This is a genomic window from Winogradskyella wichelsiae (genome assembly GCF_013403925.1).
In the GTDB taxonomy this organism is placed as follows: Bacteria; Bacteroidota; Bacteroidia; order Flavobacteriales; family Flavobacteriaceae; genus Winogradskyella; species Winogradskyella wichelsiae.
In genome coordinates this window covers 335,524-352,945 of the sequence record NZ_JABFDJ010000001.1, presented here as the reverse complement: position 1 = coordinate 352,945, position 17,422 = coordinate 335,524, and the positions used below count along the sequence as shown (strand labels likewise).

The following is a 17,422-nucleotide window of genomic DNA, read 5'->3' as shown; positions in this document are numbered from 1 at the left end:
TTAGTCAATGTTTAAGGTCCTAAAATGAGTTCAATAATGTTTTGTTAATTGATAATTATTTTTTGTGTTTTCTTTTGATATGTATTTTGTAACTGTATAATGTAAATCCCTTGACTTAAGGAATTAACATTAATAGCCTGAGATCCTTGTGCTATTTCTAATGTAGAGGTTAAAACTAATCTCCCCTGAATATCGTAAATTGAAACATTAGTTTGCTCTGATAATTGCCCTTCTATAAGAATAGTCTCATCCGCTTTATTAGTGTAGATACTCAATTCATTTAAAGAGTTGTCTATAGTAGATAATACACTCTCTGTAAAACGCAGGTAAAACCTTCCTGTACCTAATAAATTAGAGCTAGGTGTTATTATATAATCGCTAGTGTTTAATAGAGTAGAAACGTTAGCTACGTTATCTTCTAAGTACACATTAACAGTATTTGGTAGCGTAGACTCTGCAATGCTAAATACTAATTGTTCTCCTTGGTTTGTATTCACGCCAAGAGGAATTGTAACATTGGTTAAATCTGTTGAGTTTAAGGATTGAAGTGCCATAGGTATACCTGTGTTATCTTGAGCCAAATGCGAATATAATGCAAAACTAGAACCTACATTTCCCAATACTTTACCATCGTACCCAGGATCTAAGCCTTGAGTAGAATTTGCGTTGAAATAAAACTCAGTACTGTATGATTTGCTACTGGTGCTAGCATTAAGCTTTAAAAAGGTTAATGGATTTGCATTACGGCCTAGTATGAAGTCATCCGAGTTTCCCGTAGTTCTCATACTTGGCGTAAATGTAATATCATAACTAGCAACATCATTAAGATCTGCAGCAATTAAAAAGCCTTGCCCAGGAGTCATTAATTGCCCTGCTGAATTTGCTAAGGTGATAATATTATACCCATCAGCTGCATCTCCATCATAACCATAGACTCCAGAAGCATCTTCTAAAAGATCTATGTTTTTTATTCCTCCACTAATTTCATAGTTTAAAAAGTTATCTATGTTTATATAAGAAGGATATGGGTTTCCTATTAAATTCCAGTCAGGGTGAACTGCGCCAGTGTATTCAATATTCATTGTAACATCGGTATTTAAAACACTACCTGTAAAGGTTAATGTTGTACCACTATCTGTAGCAGCCCTGAAGCCTTTTCCACTTTCTATGGTTAAAGAAGTGTCTGAGTTGTAGTTGACATAATCATCGGCTGCTTTGTCAAAAGGTGCAAATGCATAAGTTGTTGGTGCTGTTGCGCCATTGTCGAATAAATCATCAGCATTGGTACCTGAGCTTAAAAAATCTGACCAAGTTTGACCAAATAGCGGTGTTGATATTAGGTCATTTCCTAAAGTATTAGAGTTTACGAAACGCTCATATGCAACATTACTTAATAAGGTCCCATCAAGTTCTAATAATACACCATCTAATATTAAACTCGAATAAGAGTTTGAGGTCGATTCTAAGATTAATTTATTTAATTTTAGTGTTGCATTTTCTTCTATAGTTAAACTGGCCCCTTCTTCAATATAGAGTTCGTCTAAAAGATAGGCGCTAATTAAAGTGAAACTTGTGTTTTCATTACTTTTAATGAGCCCAGTTCTTGTAGATGTTAATCCAGATGGTGTTGTATTCCATGCGTCATTTACAAATACTAAATAAGCTACTATTTGGTCAGTACCATTACTACCCGGAGATCCGAAATCTACATCAATACCTTCAGACACTGTCGCAAACGTCCAAAGTGAGCCCTCATTATTATCTTCTATATCGCTACCTGTATATATCATTGCAGTCCCACCTGTGGTAGGGTCTGGCCAAGTTGCATCACTACCATAATCTACGCGATCAATTCCTGTTCTATTAGCATTGAGTAAAATGATTTCATCAGCAAAATTTGCAATTGAAATATTACTATATTGGTAGTTTACGGTTACATTGCTGTTTTCAGTTGTAGTTGCATTTCGTCCAAATACAGCAAAGCCGTGGGCTGGCACAATGACACTCGTGTTTATAGTGTGGTTATCTGTATGGGTATCTAATATTATCCATCCATTCATGTCTATAGGAGTATCAGTAGTGTTGTAGACTTCAAAATACTCTCCATGTGTATCAGAAGAATTGTCAGGGTTTATCATTATTTCGGTAATCATAATGCTGTTAGACAAAGCTGCTGAATCTGGTGTCGCATTAGTACTAACACCAGCACTCCAAGTTGAACCTTTACGCGTAAAGACTTCAAAATGATAAACAGTGCCATTGGTTAACCCTGTTACAGTTGTTGAAGTTTCAGTACCCTTGTAAACAACATATTCTCCTAAGCCTATTGGTGATAAAGGTACTAAGTTCGTTCCACTACCAAAAGTAGCATTTGCGGTGTAGGTCGATCCATCTCCTGTAGGTGTTTCTGTAACTTCAGTGGTTGCTTTTGCAACTATAAGTATTTCATCAAAACAAGCATGATTCGTCCAATTTAAATCAATTGTGGTATCACCACCTATGGCATTTAGAGCTGAAACATTTGTAGGTGTTGTACAGTTTGTTGTAAAACTACCCGTTAATTCACGAAGGTTATAACAAGTGCCTGTAATGTTATACTCGTAAATAGCTACATGGTAAGTTGTAGCTTCACTTAATCCCGTTATGTTTACCGATGAAGCAGAAGCACCGCTATATACGACATAATTTTCTGTTCCTATTTGATCTCCTGAAGAGAAAATGGTATTGCCTGTATAGCTTGTTCCTGATGTAGGATCTGTGTCAACCGCAGCCCCTTCTTTTACCACCACTAAAACATTATCTCCATCTCCTATAGTCCAATTTAAAGTGGCTGTTGTTGTTCCAATAGGTGTGGTAGTGTTATAGTCTGATGCTTGGAGTAACGGATAGCAAGGAAGTTGAAATGTTTGTCCTGTGTTTATAGTACCTGCCGTAGCAGTTACATCAGCTTGCCATGAGAAATGTGAATATTGAAGTCCTGTATCTATTAATTGTAGCGATGTTCCAGCCGGTGTTTCATTCGTATTTGTTTCTTGTACCCCTATGTCAATGGAAGTTAATCCGATAGCAGCTCCATCTGTGGCTGTAATGATACCTTCATAAGAAAGGAATTGTACGACTGTAGTTCCATCGTAAACGAGAGCTAATCCGTCTGGGGCACCGTTTTGAATATCTGATTTAGCTTCCCATCCTATTGTAAAACCAGAAACATTACTTGTTACTGTGGATAGTTCGCTGTAGTTTATTGTTCCGTAGGATACTCCATTACTTCCATTGTATAAAACAATAGACCAATTATCTAAAGGGTAGGTTGCGATATCAGCAATAACAATTTCTACACCTTCTGCTATGTCAGATCCAGAGTTATCATAATGTATTTCATTTATCCAAGCATCAGCAGTGGTTTGAGCAAAGCTTATACTGTTTAGACATAATGCAATTAATAAAAGGTAAAGGTTTTTCATAGTAGGTCTTTGTTTGGGGTTGAAAATTATAAAAAGAGAAATCATAATAATATTTCTCAGGTATGAATAGGGGTAATGTTATTAAAAATTGTTGCTGAATATATCAAACAGGGGGAGTGTTTTAATAGCTCAACTTTACTTTTAAATACAAATATATGTAATAAATGATATAAATATTAATGTTTTAAGTAATTTATTGTTAGATAGTTATGGTCTTGTAGGATGTTTCTTTAAAAACCATGGGTTTTGTAGCTGTATACTTTCTTTTTTTGAATATATATTACGTGTTGGTTGTTCATAATTACGGGTTGGTTGTTCATAGTGTCTTAGTTGATCGCTTTTATTTTATGGCTATTATTGATGTTGATCGTATACATTAGCCATGGACTATCTACGGAGTATCTAGGGAGTATCTAGGGAGTATCTATAGGGTTAACAGGTGAACTATTTATTTGTTCCGTCTTATAAGTGGCTATATCGTGTGTTATTGGTCTTCTCGTATTATGACTTTTTCAGCTGTACGCTTTTGGTTGTTTGAAAATTAAATATGTATTTCTTTTATGTGATTTGTCTTTCGGAATGCTGTCTTGTTGTTTTAATTTGTTGTTGTTTAGTGTGTTATTTAAGTCGGTTTATCGATGTAATGGTTTTTAGTTTCTGTTTTTTTTAATCTAAGCGTAAGTCTCATAGGATTCGTATTTAGATTTTTAAATTCTTTAAATTCTTTAGTATACTCCTCCAATTATTTTAAATTTGTGTTTTAATTATTCCTAAATAGACCTCAGTGGTTTAATTTGATTTTATGAGTAAAGTAGCATTTATTACAGGAGTTACAGGCCAAGATGGAGCTTATTTAAGTGAGTTTTTATTAAAGAAAGGCTATGAGGTTCATGGGTTAAAACGCCGTTCTTCATTGTTTAACACGGATCGTATCGATCATTTGTATCAAGATCCGCATGTTGATCATAAAAATTTCTTTCTGCATTATGGAGATATGACGGATAGTACCAATTTGATCCGTTTGATCAAAGAAATTCAACCTGATGAGATTTATAACCTAGCGGCTATGAGTCATGTTGCTGTGTCTTTTGAGATTCCAGAATACACTGGGAATGCTGATGGTTTAGGTACACTTCGAATTTTAGATGCTGTTCGTTTATTAGGTCTCGAGAAAAAAACACGAATTTATCAAGCATCAACTTCTGAGTTGTATGGTAAAGTTCAAGAAGTGCCACAATCAGAAACCACTCCTTTTTATCCCCGTTCACCCTATGCGGTCGCAAAAATGTATGCGTATTGGATTACCGTGAATTACCGTGAAGCTTATGGTATGTATGCTTGTAATGGTATTTTATTCAATCACGAATCCCCAATTAGAGGGGAGACTTTTGTGACCAGAAAAATTACAAGAGCCGTATCTCGAATCGCCTTAGGCTTACAAGATCAATTTTACTTAGGTAATTTAGATGCCCAACGCGATTGGGGTCATGCTAAAGATTATGTCCGTATGATGTGGATGATACTTCAAGCTGAAGCTGCTGAAGACTGGGTGATTGCTACAGGTAAAACCACTAGCATACGTGATTTTGTGCATATGAGTTTCGCAGAAGTTGGTGTAGAACTTGAGTTTAAAGGCGAAGGCGAAAATGAAAAAGCTTATGTTACAAAATGTCATAACCCCGACTATCAATTAGAAATTGGTAAAGAAGTCTTAGCTGTAGATCCACGTTACTTTAGACCAACGGAAGTCGAGTTGTTGATTGGTGATGCTACCAAAGCCAAAGAAAAGTTAGGTTGGGAATGTCAGTATGATTTAAATGATCTTGTTAAAGATATGATGCAGAGTGATATTAAATTGATGCAGCAACAACAATATCTTGAAAAAGGCGGTTATAAAACCATGAATTATTTTGAATAATCCTATGACTAAGACTTCAAAAATATATATTGCAGGCCATAGAGGTATGGTGGGTTCTGCTATATGGCGCGCCTTAACAGCTCAAGGTTATACGCATTTAATTGGTAGAACAAGTGCTAAGCTCGATTTAAGAAATCAGCAGGCCGTTAATGCATTTGTAGCAGAAGAAAAGCCAGACATCATCATCGATGCGGCAGCCAAAGTCGGAGGGATTTTAGCGAACAACAATTTTCCTTATCCATTTTTAATGGAAAACCTACAAATACAAAACAATCTCATTGATGCCGCTCATCATTTAGACGTTAAGAAATTCATCTTTTTAGGTAGTTCTTGTATCTATCCTAAATTTGCGCCTCAGCCACTAAAGGAAGACTATTTACTTACCGATAGTTTAGAGCCTACAAATGAGTGGTATGCTATCGCAAAAATCGCTGGTGTAAAAGCTTGTGAAGCTATAAGAAAACAATTTGGGAAAGACTTTGTAAGTCTAATGCCCACCAATTTATATGGCCCTCATGATAATTTTGATTTAGAGAGTTCTCATGTTATGCCTGCTATGATTCGTAAGTTTCATGAGGCAAAAGCCAACCATAAAGCGGTAGGACTTTGGGGAAGTGGTACACCCATGCGTGAGTTTTTACATGTCGATGATTTGGCGCAAGCCGTTTTATTTGCTGTAGGGCATGTGTTACCCGAACATTTATACAATGTGGGGACCGGTTCTGACGTTACTATAAAAACTTTAGCCGAAACGATTCAACAGATTGTTGGTCATACCGGTGAAATTGTTTGGGACCGTACAAAGCCCGATGGAACACCGCGAAAGCTCATGGATAGTTCTAAATTAAGGGCCTTAGGGTGGGAGCCTCAGTATTCTTTAGAAGCAGGAATTAAAGATGCTTACGCTTGGTTTTGTTCCCATCAAAGTGCTTATAAAACCGTAAAATTATAATTTTGTGAAACTCAGTAAACGGCATATTGCTAAAACCATTACATGGCGTGCGGTAGGGACACTAGATACCCTTTTGCTGTCTTGGTATATCTCTAATGATATTTCCATTGGTTTAAAAATAGGAGGATTAGAATTGATTACCAAAATGCTATTGTATTATGGTCATGAGCGTCTGTGGTTTCGGTCTAAAATTAAATCTTCAAACAAGCGGCATATTTTAAAAACATTTTCTTGGCGTGCTGTAGGTACGCTTGATACCATGTTATTGGGATGGCTTATTTCGGGCAACCCCTTAACCGGTTTAAAAATAGGAGGAGCCGAAGTGGTTACAAAAATGTTATTGTATTTTGGACACGAAAAAATATGGTACCGTATTAATTTCGGATTAGATCAACGTATTAGAAAAAAGCGATTACAACAATTAAGAGAACGTAGGAAATTATGAGTCATAACACCGTTATACATCAGTATAAAGTCACCAAAGCAGATCGTGAGCAACTTCATAAGCATCAATCTTATCTGTTATGGTTTACCGGTTTGTCAGGGTCTGGGAAATCTACTTTAGCCAATTTGGTCGAAGTTGAATTGCGCCAATTAGGTGTTAGCACTTATGTTTTGGATGGTGATAATATTAGAAATGGTCTTAACAAAGATTTGAGTTTTGCCCCAGAAGACCGCAGTGAGAATATTAGACGTATTGCAGAAGTTGGCAATTTGTTTGTTGATGCAGGTTTGCTTACTATTGCAGCGTTTGTGTCTCCATATAGAGAAGATAGAGCAAACATTAAAGCTATTGTAGGAGCTGAAAACTTTATAGAAATTTACGTTAATACTTCGTTAGAAGAGTGTGAGCGAAGAGATGTTAAAGGGCTTTACAAAAAAGCGCGCGCTGGCGACATACAAAATATGACAGGAATTTCAGCGCCCTATGAAGCGCCCATAAACCCCGATATTGAAATTATTACCGACGGTCAACCGATTGAAGTCTCCGTTAAAAGTATATTAGACGTTATTATTGAAAAATTAAAAATTGAAGCATGAGCAATTATATTATAAATCACTTAAGAGAATTAGAATCTGAAGCCATCTTTGTTATTAGAGAGATCGCTGCTCAATTTGAAAATCCTGTATTATTATTTTCAGGGGGAAAAGATTCTATCTTATTAACCCATTTGGCAAAGAAAGCCTTTTTTCCAGCAAAGATTCCGTTTCCTTTAATACACATTGATACGGGGCATAATTTCCCTGAAACCATTGCTTTTAGAGATGCATTGGTTGAGAAATTAGGGGTCACACTTATTGTTGGTTCTGTTCAAGAGGCTATAGATAACGGGCGTGCTAAAGAAGAAACAGGAGCCGATGCTTCGCGTAATTCCCTTCAAATCGTTTCACTTTTAGACACTCTTGAAGCCTATAAAGTTGATGCTGCTATGGGTGGTGCAAGACGTGATGAAGAAAAAGCCCGTGCCAAAGAACGTTTCTTTTCTCATCGTGATGAATTTGGGCAATGGGATCCGAAAAATCAACGTCCAGAATTATGGAATTTATTCAATGGACGTAAAAATTATGGAGAGCACTTTAGAGTGTTTCCAATTTCTAACTGGACAGAAATGGACGTTTGGGAATATATTAAATTAGAAAATATCGATTTGCCATCCTTATACTTTTCTCACCAACGTGATTGTGTTGTTAGAGATGGTGTGATTTTAGCGAATTCTGAATTTATAAAATTAAAAGAAGGTGAGGAAGTGGTTAATATGACTATTCGTTACCGTACGTGTGGCGATATGCCTATTACAGGAGCTGTAGCATCTACGGCCGATGATTTAGATAAAATCATTGAAGAAATAGCCACAACCCGTACCACAGAACGTGGTGGTCGTGCTGATGATAAACGTGCCGAAACCGCTATGGAAGATCGTAAAAAACAGGGGTATTTTTAGAGGTTAGAGTCTAGAGCATAGATAAAAGAGTCTAGAGGATAGATAAAAGAGTCTAGAGGATAGATAAAAGAGGATAGAGCATAGATAAGAGAAAATAGAGAAAAGAATCTTGACAAAAAAAGGAAGGTTGAAGACTGCTAATTACCGCTTAGTCAACTCGCCATTATTTTTACAAGGTCAATTGTTTTGTTTTTCTCTGTTTAACTTCGTGTTTACTCTGCGTCAGTATATTAAAAATAAAGAGAATAGATTAGAGGGCTTAGCGTCAACAGTAAAAGACTCAACGCTCATAAAGACATAAAAAATGGATTATCAAAATATAGAATTATTACGTTTTACAACTGCAGGAAGTGTAGATGATGGAAAAAGTACTTTAATAGGGCGCTTGCTTTATGATAGTAAATCAATTTTTCAAGACCAATTAGATGCTGTTGAAGCGTCTAGTAAAAGTAAAGGTTTTGATTATGTGGATTTATCCTTATTAACTGATGGTTTAAAGTCCGAACGTGAGCAAGGGATTACTATTGATGTGGCTTACCGTTATTTTGCAACGCCAAAGCGTAAATTTATCATTGCAGATACCCCAGGTCATATTCAGTACACCCGTAATATGGTCACTGGTGCATCAACGGCTAACTTAGCTATTATTCTTGTCGATGCCCGTAAGGGGATGTTAGAGCAAACGCATCGTCATGCTTTTATCGCTTCCTTATTACGTATACCGCATGCTATTGTATGTGTTAATAAAATGGATTTGGTCGATTATAGCGAAGAGGTTTATACTAAAATCGTTGCTGATTTTAAAGCGTTTTCTTCAAAATTAGATATAAAAGATATTCAGTTTATTCCTATTTCAGCCTTAAATGGAGACAATGTTGTTAACCGTTCAGAACACATGGACTGGTACGATGGTAGTACTCTAATGTACCATTTAGAAACGGTTCATATTTCTAGTGACCATAATCTTGTCGATTGTCGTTTTCCTATTCAATCTGTAATTCGTCCTCATACTATAGAACACCAAGATTATCGCGGTTTTGCTGGTCGTATTGATGGTGGTGTTTTTAAACCAGGTGATAAGGTGAAATCCTTACCTTCAGGGTTTGTGACGACGATTAAGACTATTGAGCTTAATGGCGAACAGATTGCCGAAGCTTTTGCGCCTATGTCTGTGACGATGACTCTAGAAGATGAAATTGATAACAGTCGTGGAGATATGATCGTACGTGAAAATAATGTTCCTGAAGTTAGCCAAGATATTGAAGTTTTAGTGTCATGGATGAGTAGTACTCCTATTCATGCTCGTACTAAAGTGGTGATTAAGCATACCACAAACGAAACGGTTGGTATGGTTAAGGAATTAAAATATAAAATAGATATTAATACGTTACACCGTATTGAAGGTATTGATAAAGTAGAAATGAATGATATTGCGCGCTTATCGATAAGAACCGCGAAGCCTTTGTTTTTTGATGCTTATAAAAAGAACCGTCAAACTGGAAGTGTTATCATTATTGATGAACAGACTAATGAGACTATTGGTGCTGGGATGATTGTTTGATGGTGATTTGATGGTGAGATGGTGATTTAATGGTGAGGTGGTGAGATGGTGAGATGGTGAAGGGGTGATTTAATGGTGAGATGGTGAGATGGTGAAGGGGTGATTTGATGGTGAAGTGGTGAGGTTGTGATTTAATGGTGAGATGGTGAAGGGGTGATTTGATGGTGAAGTGGTGAGGTGGTGAATTGGTGAGATGGTGAAGGGGTGAGATGGTGAATCTTTAGAATAGGAATTTTAAAATATTAGCATATGACTCATAAGGATTTAGAGGTTTATAAACTAAGTTTAGATTTGGTTGAGGACATTTATAGCTTAACTAAGGATTTTCCTTCTTCTGAAAATTATGGGTTAACTTCTCAACTCAGAAGAGCGGCGGTTTCAATACCATCAAATATAGCCGAGGGGGCAAGTCGAGGGTCTACTAAAGATTTTATACGGTTTTTGAATATTGCATCAGGATCCTTATCTGAGGTTGATACCCAATTAATTATAGCCGAACGTATTGGTTATGTTACATTTCCTGAATTACTAAAAAATAATATTAATAGCATAAAAAAAATGTTATACCGTTTAAAGCACGCTTTAAATAAAAAAATAAAGGCCTAAAATGAATCAAGGACATACTGACTTAAGTGGTGATCATCATACTCAATTACCAAAACTATTACATACAGCAATAACAGCAGCCTTAGAGGCGGGTAAATCTATTTTAGATATCTATAACACTGATGATTTTGGTGTGGAATTTAAAGGCGATGATTCTCCTTTGACTAAAGCCGATGTGGCTTCACACCATGTTATTGTCCGTTATTTAGACCAAACGCATATCCCTGTGTTATCTGAAGAGGGCAAAGCTATACCTTATTCCGAACGTAAAGATTGGCATCAGTTATGGATTGTAGATCCTATTGATGGGACCAAAGAATTTATAAAGCGTAATGGTGAATTTACCGTTAATATCGCTTTAATAGAAAATCAGAAAACAGTTTTAGGTGTTGTTTTTGTCCCGGTATCTGGTGAGCTTTATTTTTCGAGTACCGATTTAGGTGCTTTTAAAATCACCGTGAATCTTGATGCTTATAACATTGCTTCTTTTATAGCGCAAAGTCAAAAATTACCGATGCAACGTGACGATCAAACTTTTACTGTTGTGGCTAGTCGTTCGCATATGTCACCAGAAACAGAAGATTACGTTAGCGAAATGCGCAAAACGCATGGTGCTGTGAACTTAATATCAAAGGGCAGTTCCTTAAAGTTGTGTATGGTGGCCGAAGGCACCGCCGATTGTTACCCAAGGTTTGCCCCTACCATGGAATGGGATACGGCAGCCGGACAAGCCATTTGTGAACACGCTGGTTTTGACGTTATTGATTGGGATACGAAGCAAACGATGCTCTATAATAGAGAAGCCTTATTGAACCATTGGTTTTTGGTGAAGTGAAAAAGTATATTGGTTTAGTTGTTTTCTGTAAACATAATTGTCATTTAACCTAAAAAAACATATTAGAGAAGTGTTATCACTTTTTTAATAAGCTATAATAATTACAATACATATAAAATGAAAATAGTTATAAGGACGGTTAAGTTTATCTTAGATGTTTTACCAGGCAAAGATAGAATGAAATTATTTATTGTCTTTTGTTTACTTTTTGTAAACTCTTTTCTAGATTTACTTGGATTAGGCGCTTTAATACCTGTATTTACCGTTTTATTAGAGGATAATGTAATAGAAAAATATGCTTTTTTAAGATGGATTTATGATATATTAAGCCTTACAAATGAAAATCAATTAATTGTTATTCTTGCCATTGTTTTGTTTGTTATTGTGGTAATAAAAAATATTATAGGTCTTTTAATAATTAAATATAATTCAAAATTTGCATTAGGGCTTTCGAAAGAATTTACGTTAAGATTACATAAGTTATATTATAAAAAAGGATTTTCTTTTTTTAAGACAACAAATTCAAATGTTGTGGTTCGAAATTTAAGAGCAGCAACGAATCAATTTGCTAATATACAGGTGTTAGGAACTTTAAATTTTTTAAATGAAGTGATTGTTTTAACTTTTATAGTTGGAGGAATTGCATTATACAATTTTAAAATCTTATTGCTATTACTTGTAACTGTATTACCTCCTTTTATTATATTTTATATGTGGGTAAGAAAACGGTCTGTGGAACTAGGTGAAATAAGTAATAGAATAGGTCCTATCATAGGTAAAAATTTATTTCAGAGTATTTTTGGTTTTGTAGATGTTAAAATAATGGGAGCTGAGAACGATTTTCGAAATAAAATTGAAGATAATTTAGATGATTTAGTTGATGTTGATATTAAAACGAATGTTTATAATTTAGCTCCAACACGTGTTATTGAAAGTTCCATTATGTTGGCAGTAGCTCTTATAGTATCTTTTGGAATTTATTATTTACCTTCTAAAATTGAACTTTTAAAGTTGCTAGGACTTTTTGCAATAGCGGGTTACAGAATAATGCCTTCCATAAACAGGATGATGATTGCCATAAACGGACTAAATAGATCATATTGGGTGTTAAATGTTCTAGGGCAGTTAAAGAATGATCAAGCTAACTTGACACCAGTGATTGAAGAAGAGATAGTGTATAATAAGCATCTGAAGTTAGAAAATGTATACTTTACCTATCCTGGTAGTACTGATCCTGTATTAGAAAATATTAATTTAACTATTAAAAAAGGAGAAGTTATTGGACTAGTTGGACCTTCTGGAGCAGGAAAAACAACATTAATGAATATTTTACTTGGTTTTCTTACACCCACAAAAGGAAACTATTTTATAGATGATACGATATTAGACGTGAGTCATGAAAAATCTTTTTACAACAAAATTGGTTATGTACAACAACAGGTGTATTTAATAGATGGTACTATTGCCGAGAATGTGGCTTTTGGTTGTAAACATGAGGAGGTTAATCAAGAAAAACTAAATGAAGCTTTAAACAAAGCGAACTTATTAGGTATGTTATCTAATTTGCCAGAAGGCGTGAATGAAATTATTGGTGAGAATGGTACAAAACTATCTGGAGGACAGCGACAGCGAATTGGAATAGCACGAGCTTTATATTTTGATTCTGATGTTATATTCTTAGATGAAGCTACATCCTCCTTAGATTCTAAGACAGAAAAAGATATCACAGATTCGATACAATCATTGTCAGATGATAGGTTAACAATTATTATTATAGCGCATAGACTAAGTACATTGGCTCATTGTAACAGAATTTTTGAAATAAAAGATAAAAAAATAGTTAATAAGGAATTAGATTTTAAAAAAATATAGACCGTATGTCAAGTAGTAATATATTAATCGTAGTAGGAATGCATCGGTCAGGGACATCTTTAACGTCCCAATGGTTAAATGCTATTGGATTAGACTTGGGCGATCGTTTATTGGGAGTAGATATTGGTAATAATAAAGGGCATTTTGAAGATTTAGATTTTATAGAATTTCATGATGCTGTTATGGCTAGAGTTGGAATAGGTTTTGGAGGATTAAGTAATTTGAAACCTTTTGAATTGAACGATTATGAGATAGAAAGACTGCAGTCTATAATTAATTTTAAATCTAATCTAAGGAAACAATGGGGTTGGAAAGACCCAAGAACTTGCCTGTTTTTAAAACATTATAGAAATCTTATTCCTAATGCAAAGTATTTTATAGTATTAAGAAATTATGAAAATGTCATAAATTCTTTAGTAAAAAGAGATATAAGTGTGAGAAAGAAAGAATTGAAACTTTCACAGAGAAGTCCTTCGTCTAGAAAGGTTCATGAATTATTATATCTTAATGAAAAAAAATATTATCAGAAATCAAATCAATATGCGGAAGTTTATTGTCAGTATTTAGAATATATTTTAGACCATGTCAAACACATGGATGAAAAGAATTATATAATTGTTGATATTGATAACCCGAATGTAAAAATGTCAGAATTTTTAAATTCTAATAATTTTAATATTGAAATGGTTGAATTTGACGAGGTTTTCGATAAAAATCAGGTGTCAAGTATAAATGCAAATATAATTAATTTAATAAATCCTAATGTGATTTCAAAAATAAAAACGATAGAAAACGAAATATATGCTTTCCAAAAGTAATGCAAATAATCAGTTACCTGTAGATGTCTGCATTATATCATGCTACTTCAAAGGAAATATAATTCCAAAATATCTAAAACAATATATTTTAGAATTATCTAAATATTGTTCTGAAATAATTTTAGTTACTACAAATAAAACTTTTTTAAAATCGTTTAACCGTTCCTTATTTAAATTAAATAGTTTAAATGTATTATTTGTTAAAAATGAAGGGTATGATTTTGGTATGTGGTATAAAGCTATGCAGAATATTAATTTAGAAAGCTATAACTCTATTTTACTTACAAATGATTCTTGTGTTCTTGTTAATCCTTTTAAACCTTTTTTCGATTGGTATTCACAACAAAAATCTGAATATATTGGTTTAGTTAGTTCCAATGAAAATACATACCACTACCAATCTTATTTTCATGTTTTTAAAGGTAATTCTATTAAATGGCTTTATAATAAATTTGAGAAAGAAGGACTTAAAGACACTTATCAAGATGTTGTAAATGATTATGAACTTTGTATGTTCTCATACCTATCAGCTAATAGTATTGCCGCAAGTGTAATGTTTGATGAGGGTAGTAAGATTAATTTAAACCCAATGTTTTTTAGCATAGATTCTCTTTTAAACAATAATATACCAATAGTTAAAAGACAACTTGTTTTTGGATTTAAACGTAAAAATGATCTGAATTATTTAAAAAATCTGAACTTTGATTTAGACTCGACTCAGAATTCAATAAAAAAACTTTCAAAATATGGAAATGAATATATATAATTCATTAGTTAGTATAATTCTTCCAAATTATAATTACGAACACTTTTTACCTCAAAGAATTCAATCCATCTTAGATCAAACGTATACTAATTTTGAATTGCTAATTTTAGATGACTGTTCTACAGATAATAGTAAAAGAGTTATAGAAGGTTTTAAAGACAAAAGAATAAGCGTTTATTATAATGAAACCAATGCTGGTAGTCCTTTTCCGCAATGGGATAAAGGCATTCAATTGTCTAAGGGTAAATATATCTGGATTGCAGAGGCAGATGATTATTGTTCTGAAACACTATTAGAAAAGCTTTTACAAAAAATAGAATCGTATAAAAGTGATCTTTGCTTTGCTGAATCTAAAGTAGTTAACGAACATGGAGAAGAGAAAGGATTATGGTGTGATTTAAATATTAAGGGGCCCAACAAATCAATATTCAAAACGGACTTTGAAATGAATGGTCAGGATTTTATTGAGAAAAATTTAATTTTTGAAAATGGAATTCCAAATGCGAGTGCTGTACTTTTTAAAAAAGAATTATATAAAGAAATAGGAGGTGTAGATCAAAATATACCAAACTGTGCAGATTGGTTACTTTGGATAAAAATGTTAAGTAGAGGTCATGTTGCATTTGTTTCAGAACCTTTAAATGCCTTTAGAAGACACGGTAACTCTGTTATTAACTCAATTAAAAAAGGAGATGCTACTGGAAATAAGTTTTACGAGTATTATAGTATGACCATGCGTTTAGCGCTTAAAAAATGGCTTAGAAATAATAGTGGAAAAAATACAGTTCATAAAATTAATGACGCTTATATCTTAAAGGATTTATCTAGAAAAATAAACTGGTCTAAATCGAATCAATCCATTAATGAAAGTATTAAACTTTCTTTTCAAGCATTTCATATTTCAGGATTTAATCCGAAGTATTTATTACATATTTTCAGATAGTAAATCTTTCGACATATTAATCAATACTAAAATAATAATATATGAAACCTTTTATTTTTCTTCATATTCCTAAAAATGGGGGAACAACCCTGCATAGTATTATTGAGAAAAACTATAATTCACAGGAAGTTTTCTCTATAAAGGTTGTTAATGAAAAATCAACTGAACCAGAATTTAAAGCATTACCAAATAAAGACGCTATTAGTGTGTTGAAAGGGCATATGACTTATGGTTTACATAATAATTTTTCAAAACAGATGAAATATGTTACATTATTGAGAAATCCGATTGATCGTATTTCTTCTTATTATCATTTTGTAAAGGCTCTTCCTCATAATAGACATTACGATAGAATTCACTCAAATAACCTAAGTTTAAGGGAGTTTGTGGAATCAACTCCAGATGGAGAGTTTAATAATGGTCAAACTCATTTAATAGCAGGAGATCATGGAAACGGAGACTACGTTTTGCAACTAGCTTTAGAAAATATAAAAAATGAATTTTTGTTCGTAGGATTAGTTGAGCAGTATGATGAATCTTTAATTCTTTTAAAACAGACTTTAGATTGGCCCGAGATGCCTGCGTATCGAATTAAGAATAACGGCAAAAAAAAGAAATTGTTATCAGAAGAAGATATCGATATAATTAAAAAATATAATGCTTTAGACTTTAAACTTTATGAGACCATTCAAACTGAATTTGAAAAATTGGTTAAAAGTGAAGTGAATGCTTCTGATTTGAGTTTACTTAATAGAAAAAAGAAGCTTATGGATTTTAAATTTGCACTTGATTATAAAATAAGACAACCTATTTATAATTTATTTAAGCCCTAATTTTAAGTAGTTTAATAATTAATAATATTTTAAATGATTTCTATAATAGTTTGTTCTATAAAACCAGATTTATTAAAGAATTTTAAAGCTAATGTTTTAGAAACAATTGGTGTACCACATGAATTTATAATTATAGATAATAATAAAGAGCAATTTAGTATATGTAAAGCTTATAATGTAGGAGCTACAAAAGCTAAATATGATGTTTTAGCTTTTTGTCATGAGGATATATTGTTTCATACCATGGATTGGGGAAAAGAATTATTTAAAACATTAAATGATACCGATATTGGATTGATAGGTGCATGTGGTGCCAAAATAAAACCTAATGTTCCTGCTGGTTGGATATCAGTTCCAAAAGAATTTTATAGATCTAATTTCATTCAGAGTGAGGGTGAAAAACAACAATTAAACGTTGTAAGAGATACTATAGATGATTCGCTTTCAGATGTAGTAGTAGTAGATGGTATGTTTCTCGCTACGACAAAAAAGATATGGGACGAGAATAAATTTGATGAAATAAATTTTGATGGGTTTCATTTTTATGATCAAGATTTCTCTATGCAAATCATTCAGAAACGAAAAATAGTTATTAATCATAATATTTTATTAGAGCATTTGTCTATTGGATCTTTAAATTTAGATTGGTTAAAATATTCTAAAATATTTTTTTATAAATGGAGTAGTAAGTTACCTATTTATATCAACTCCATATCGGATAAAGATATAGATAGATCTGAATATAATGCTTCGTATAGCTACATATTTACTAGTTACAAACATAAAGTTAAATCTGCTTTTCTGTTGAAATTTATAAATAAAATGATTTATTTAAAACCGTTAGATAGAAAAACGGCTTCTGTTTTAAAGTATTTTTTTAAATAGAATTATTGTTTAGTTGATATTTATTT

15 protein-coding genes are annotated in these 17,422 nt (G+C 33.3%); 14 read left to right on the top strand and 1 reads right to left on the bottom strand.

All coding sequences use genetic code 11. The features are described from left to right. Positions 1-44: 44 nt before the first annotated feature. Positions 45-3,464: a T9SS type A sorting domain-containing protein gene (locus tag HM985_RS01645; protein ID WP_179374562.1), complete on the bottom strand. Its 3,420-nt coding sequence runs from the start codon at positions 3,462-3,464 to the stop codon at positions 45-47. Between the two features lie 802 nt (positions 3,465-4,266). Between HM985_RS01645 and gmd the strand changes: the two genes are divergently transcribed. The 14 genes from gmd (at position 4,267) to HM985_RS01575 (ending at position 17,396) form a co-directional block, all read left to right on the top strand. After that, positions 4,267-5,382 (top strand): GDP-mannose 4,6-dehydratase, encoded by a 1,116-nt coding sequence (gmd, locus tag HM985_RS01640; protein WP_179374561.1) that lies wholly within the window; start codon positions 4,267-4,269, stop codon positions 5,380-5,382. 4 nt (positions 5,383-5,386) lie between these two features. Continuing rightward, positions 5,387-6,334: a GDP-L-fucose synthase family protein gene (locus HM985_RS01635; RefSeq protein WP_179374560.1), complete on the top strand. Its 948-nt coding sequence runs from the start codon at positions 5,387-5,389 to the stop codon at positions 6,332-6,334. Positions 6,335-6,338: 4 nt separating this feature from the next. Beyond that, positions 6,339-6,779, top strand: coding sequence for a DUF2061 domain-containing protein (locus HM985_RS01630; RefSeq protein ID WP_179374559.1), 441 nt, complete (start codon positions 6,339-6,341; stop codon positions 6,777-6,779). Further along, complete coding sequence (cysC, locus tag HM985_RS01625) at positions 6,776-7,375, top strand: adenylyl-sulfate kinase (protein WP_179374558.1); 600 nt, start codon at positions 6,776-6,778, stop codon at positions 7,373-7,375. The genes HM985_RS01630 and cysC overlap by 4 nt, the downstream gene beginning before the upstream one ends. Continuing rightward, positions 7,372-8,277 carry a sulfate adenylyltransferase subunit CysD gene (gene cysD / locus HM985_RS01620; RefSeq protein WP_179374557.1) on the top strand — a complete coding sequence of 302 codons (906 nt, stop codon included), beginning with the start codon at positions 7,372-7,374 and terminating at the stop codon, positions 8,275-8,277. Before cysC ends, cysD begins: the two co-directional genes overlap by 4 nt. Before the next feature lie 304 nt (positions 8,278-8,581). Beyond that, positions 8,582-9,838: a sulfate adenylyltransferase subunit 1 gene (locus HM985_RS01615; RefSeq protein ID WP_179374556.1), complete on the top strand. Its 1,257-nt coding sequence runs from the start codon at positions 8,582-8,584 to the stop codon at positions 9,836-9,838. 249 nt (positions 9,839-10,087) lie between these two features. After that, on the top strand, positions 10,088-10,444 hold the full coding sequence (locus tag HM985_RS01610) for a four helix bundle protein (protein ID WP_179374555.1): 357 nt from the start codon (positions 10,088-10,090) through the stop codon (positions 10,442-10,444). 1 nt (position 10,445) lies between these two features. After that, positions 10,446-11,279 (top strand): 3'(2'),5'-bisphosphate nucleotidase CysQ, encoded by an 834-nt coding sequence (gene cysQ, locus HM985_RS01605; protein ID WP_179374554.1) that lies wholly within the window; start codon positions 10,446-10,448, stop codon positions 11,277-11,279. 117 nt (positions 11,280-11,396) lie between these two features. Continuing rightward, positions 11,397-13,151 carry an ABC transporter ATP-binding protein gene (locus HM985_RS01600; protein ID WP_179374553.1) on the top strand — a complete coding sequence of 585 codons (1,755 nt, stop codon included), beginning with the start codon at positions 11,397-11,399 and terminating at the stop codon, positions 13,149-13,151. A gap of 5 nt (positions 13,152-13,156) precedes the next feature. Continuing rightward, complete coding sequence (locus HM985_RS01595) at positions 13,157-13,969, top strand: hypothetical protein (protein WP_179374552.1); 813 nt, start codon at positions 13,157-13,159, stop codon at positions 13,967-13,969. Next, positions 13,953-14,735, top strand: coding sequence for a hypothetical protein (locus HM985_RS01590; protein WP_179374551.1), 783 nt, complete (start codon positions 13,953-13,955; stop codon positions 14,733-14,735). The genes HM985_RS01595 and HM985_RS01590 overlap by 17 nt, the downstream gene beginning before the upstream one ends. Next, the gene (locus HM985_RS01585) at positions 14,722-15,678 is read left to right on the top strand and encodes a glycosyltransferase (protein WP_179374550.1); all 957 of its coding nucleotides are present in this window, start codon (positions 14,722-14,724) and stop codon (positions 15,676-15,678) included. Before HM985_RS01590 ends, HM985_RS01585 begins: the two co-directional genes overlap by 14 nt. A gap of 41 nt (positions 15,679-15,719) precedes the next feature. Next, entirely contained in the window at positions 15,720-16,511 is a 792-nt protein-coding gene (locus tag HM985_RS01580) for a sulfotransferase family 2 domain-containing protein (RefSeq protein WP_179374549.1), read from the top strand. A 33-nt stretch (positions 16,512-16,544) separates the two neighbouring features. After that, positions 16,545-17,396 carry a glycosyltransferase gene (locus HM985_RS01575; protein ID WP_179374548.1) on the top strand — a complete coding sequence of 284 codons (852 nt, stop codon included), beginning with the start codon at positions 16,545-16,547 and terminating at the stop codon, positions 17,394-17,396. The last annotated feature ends 26 nt before the right edge of the window (positions 17,397-17,422 follow it).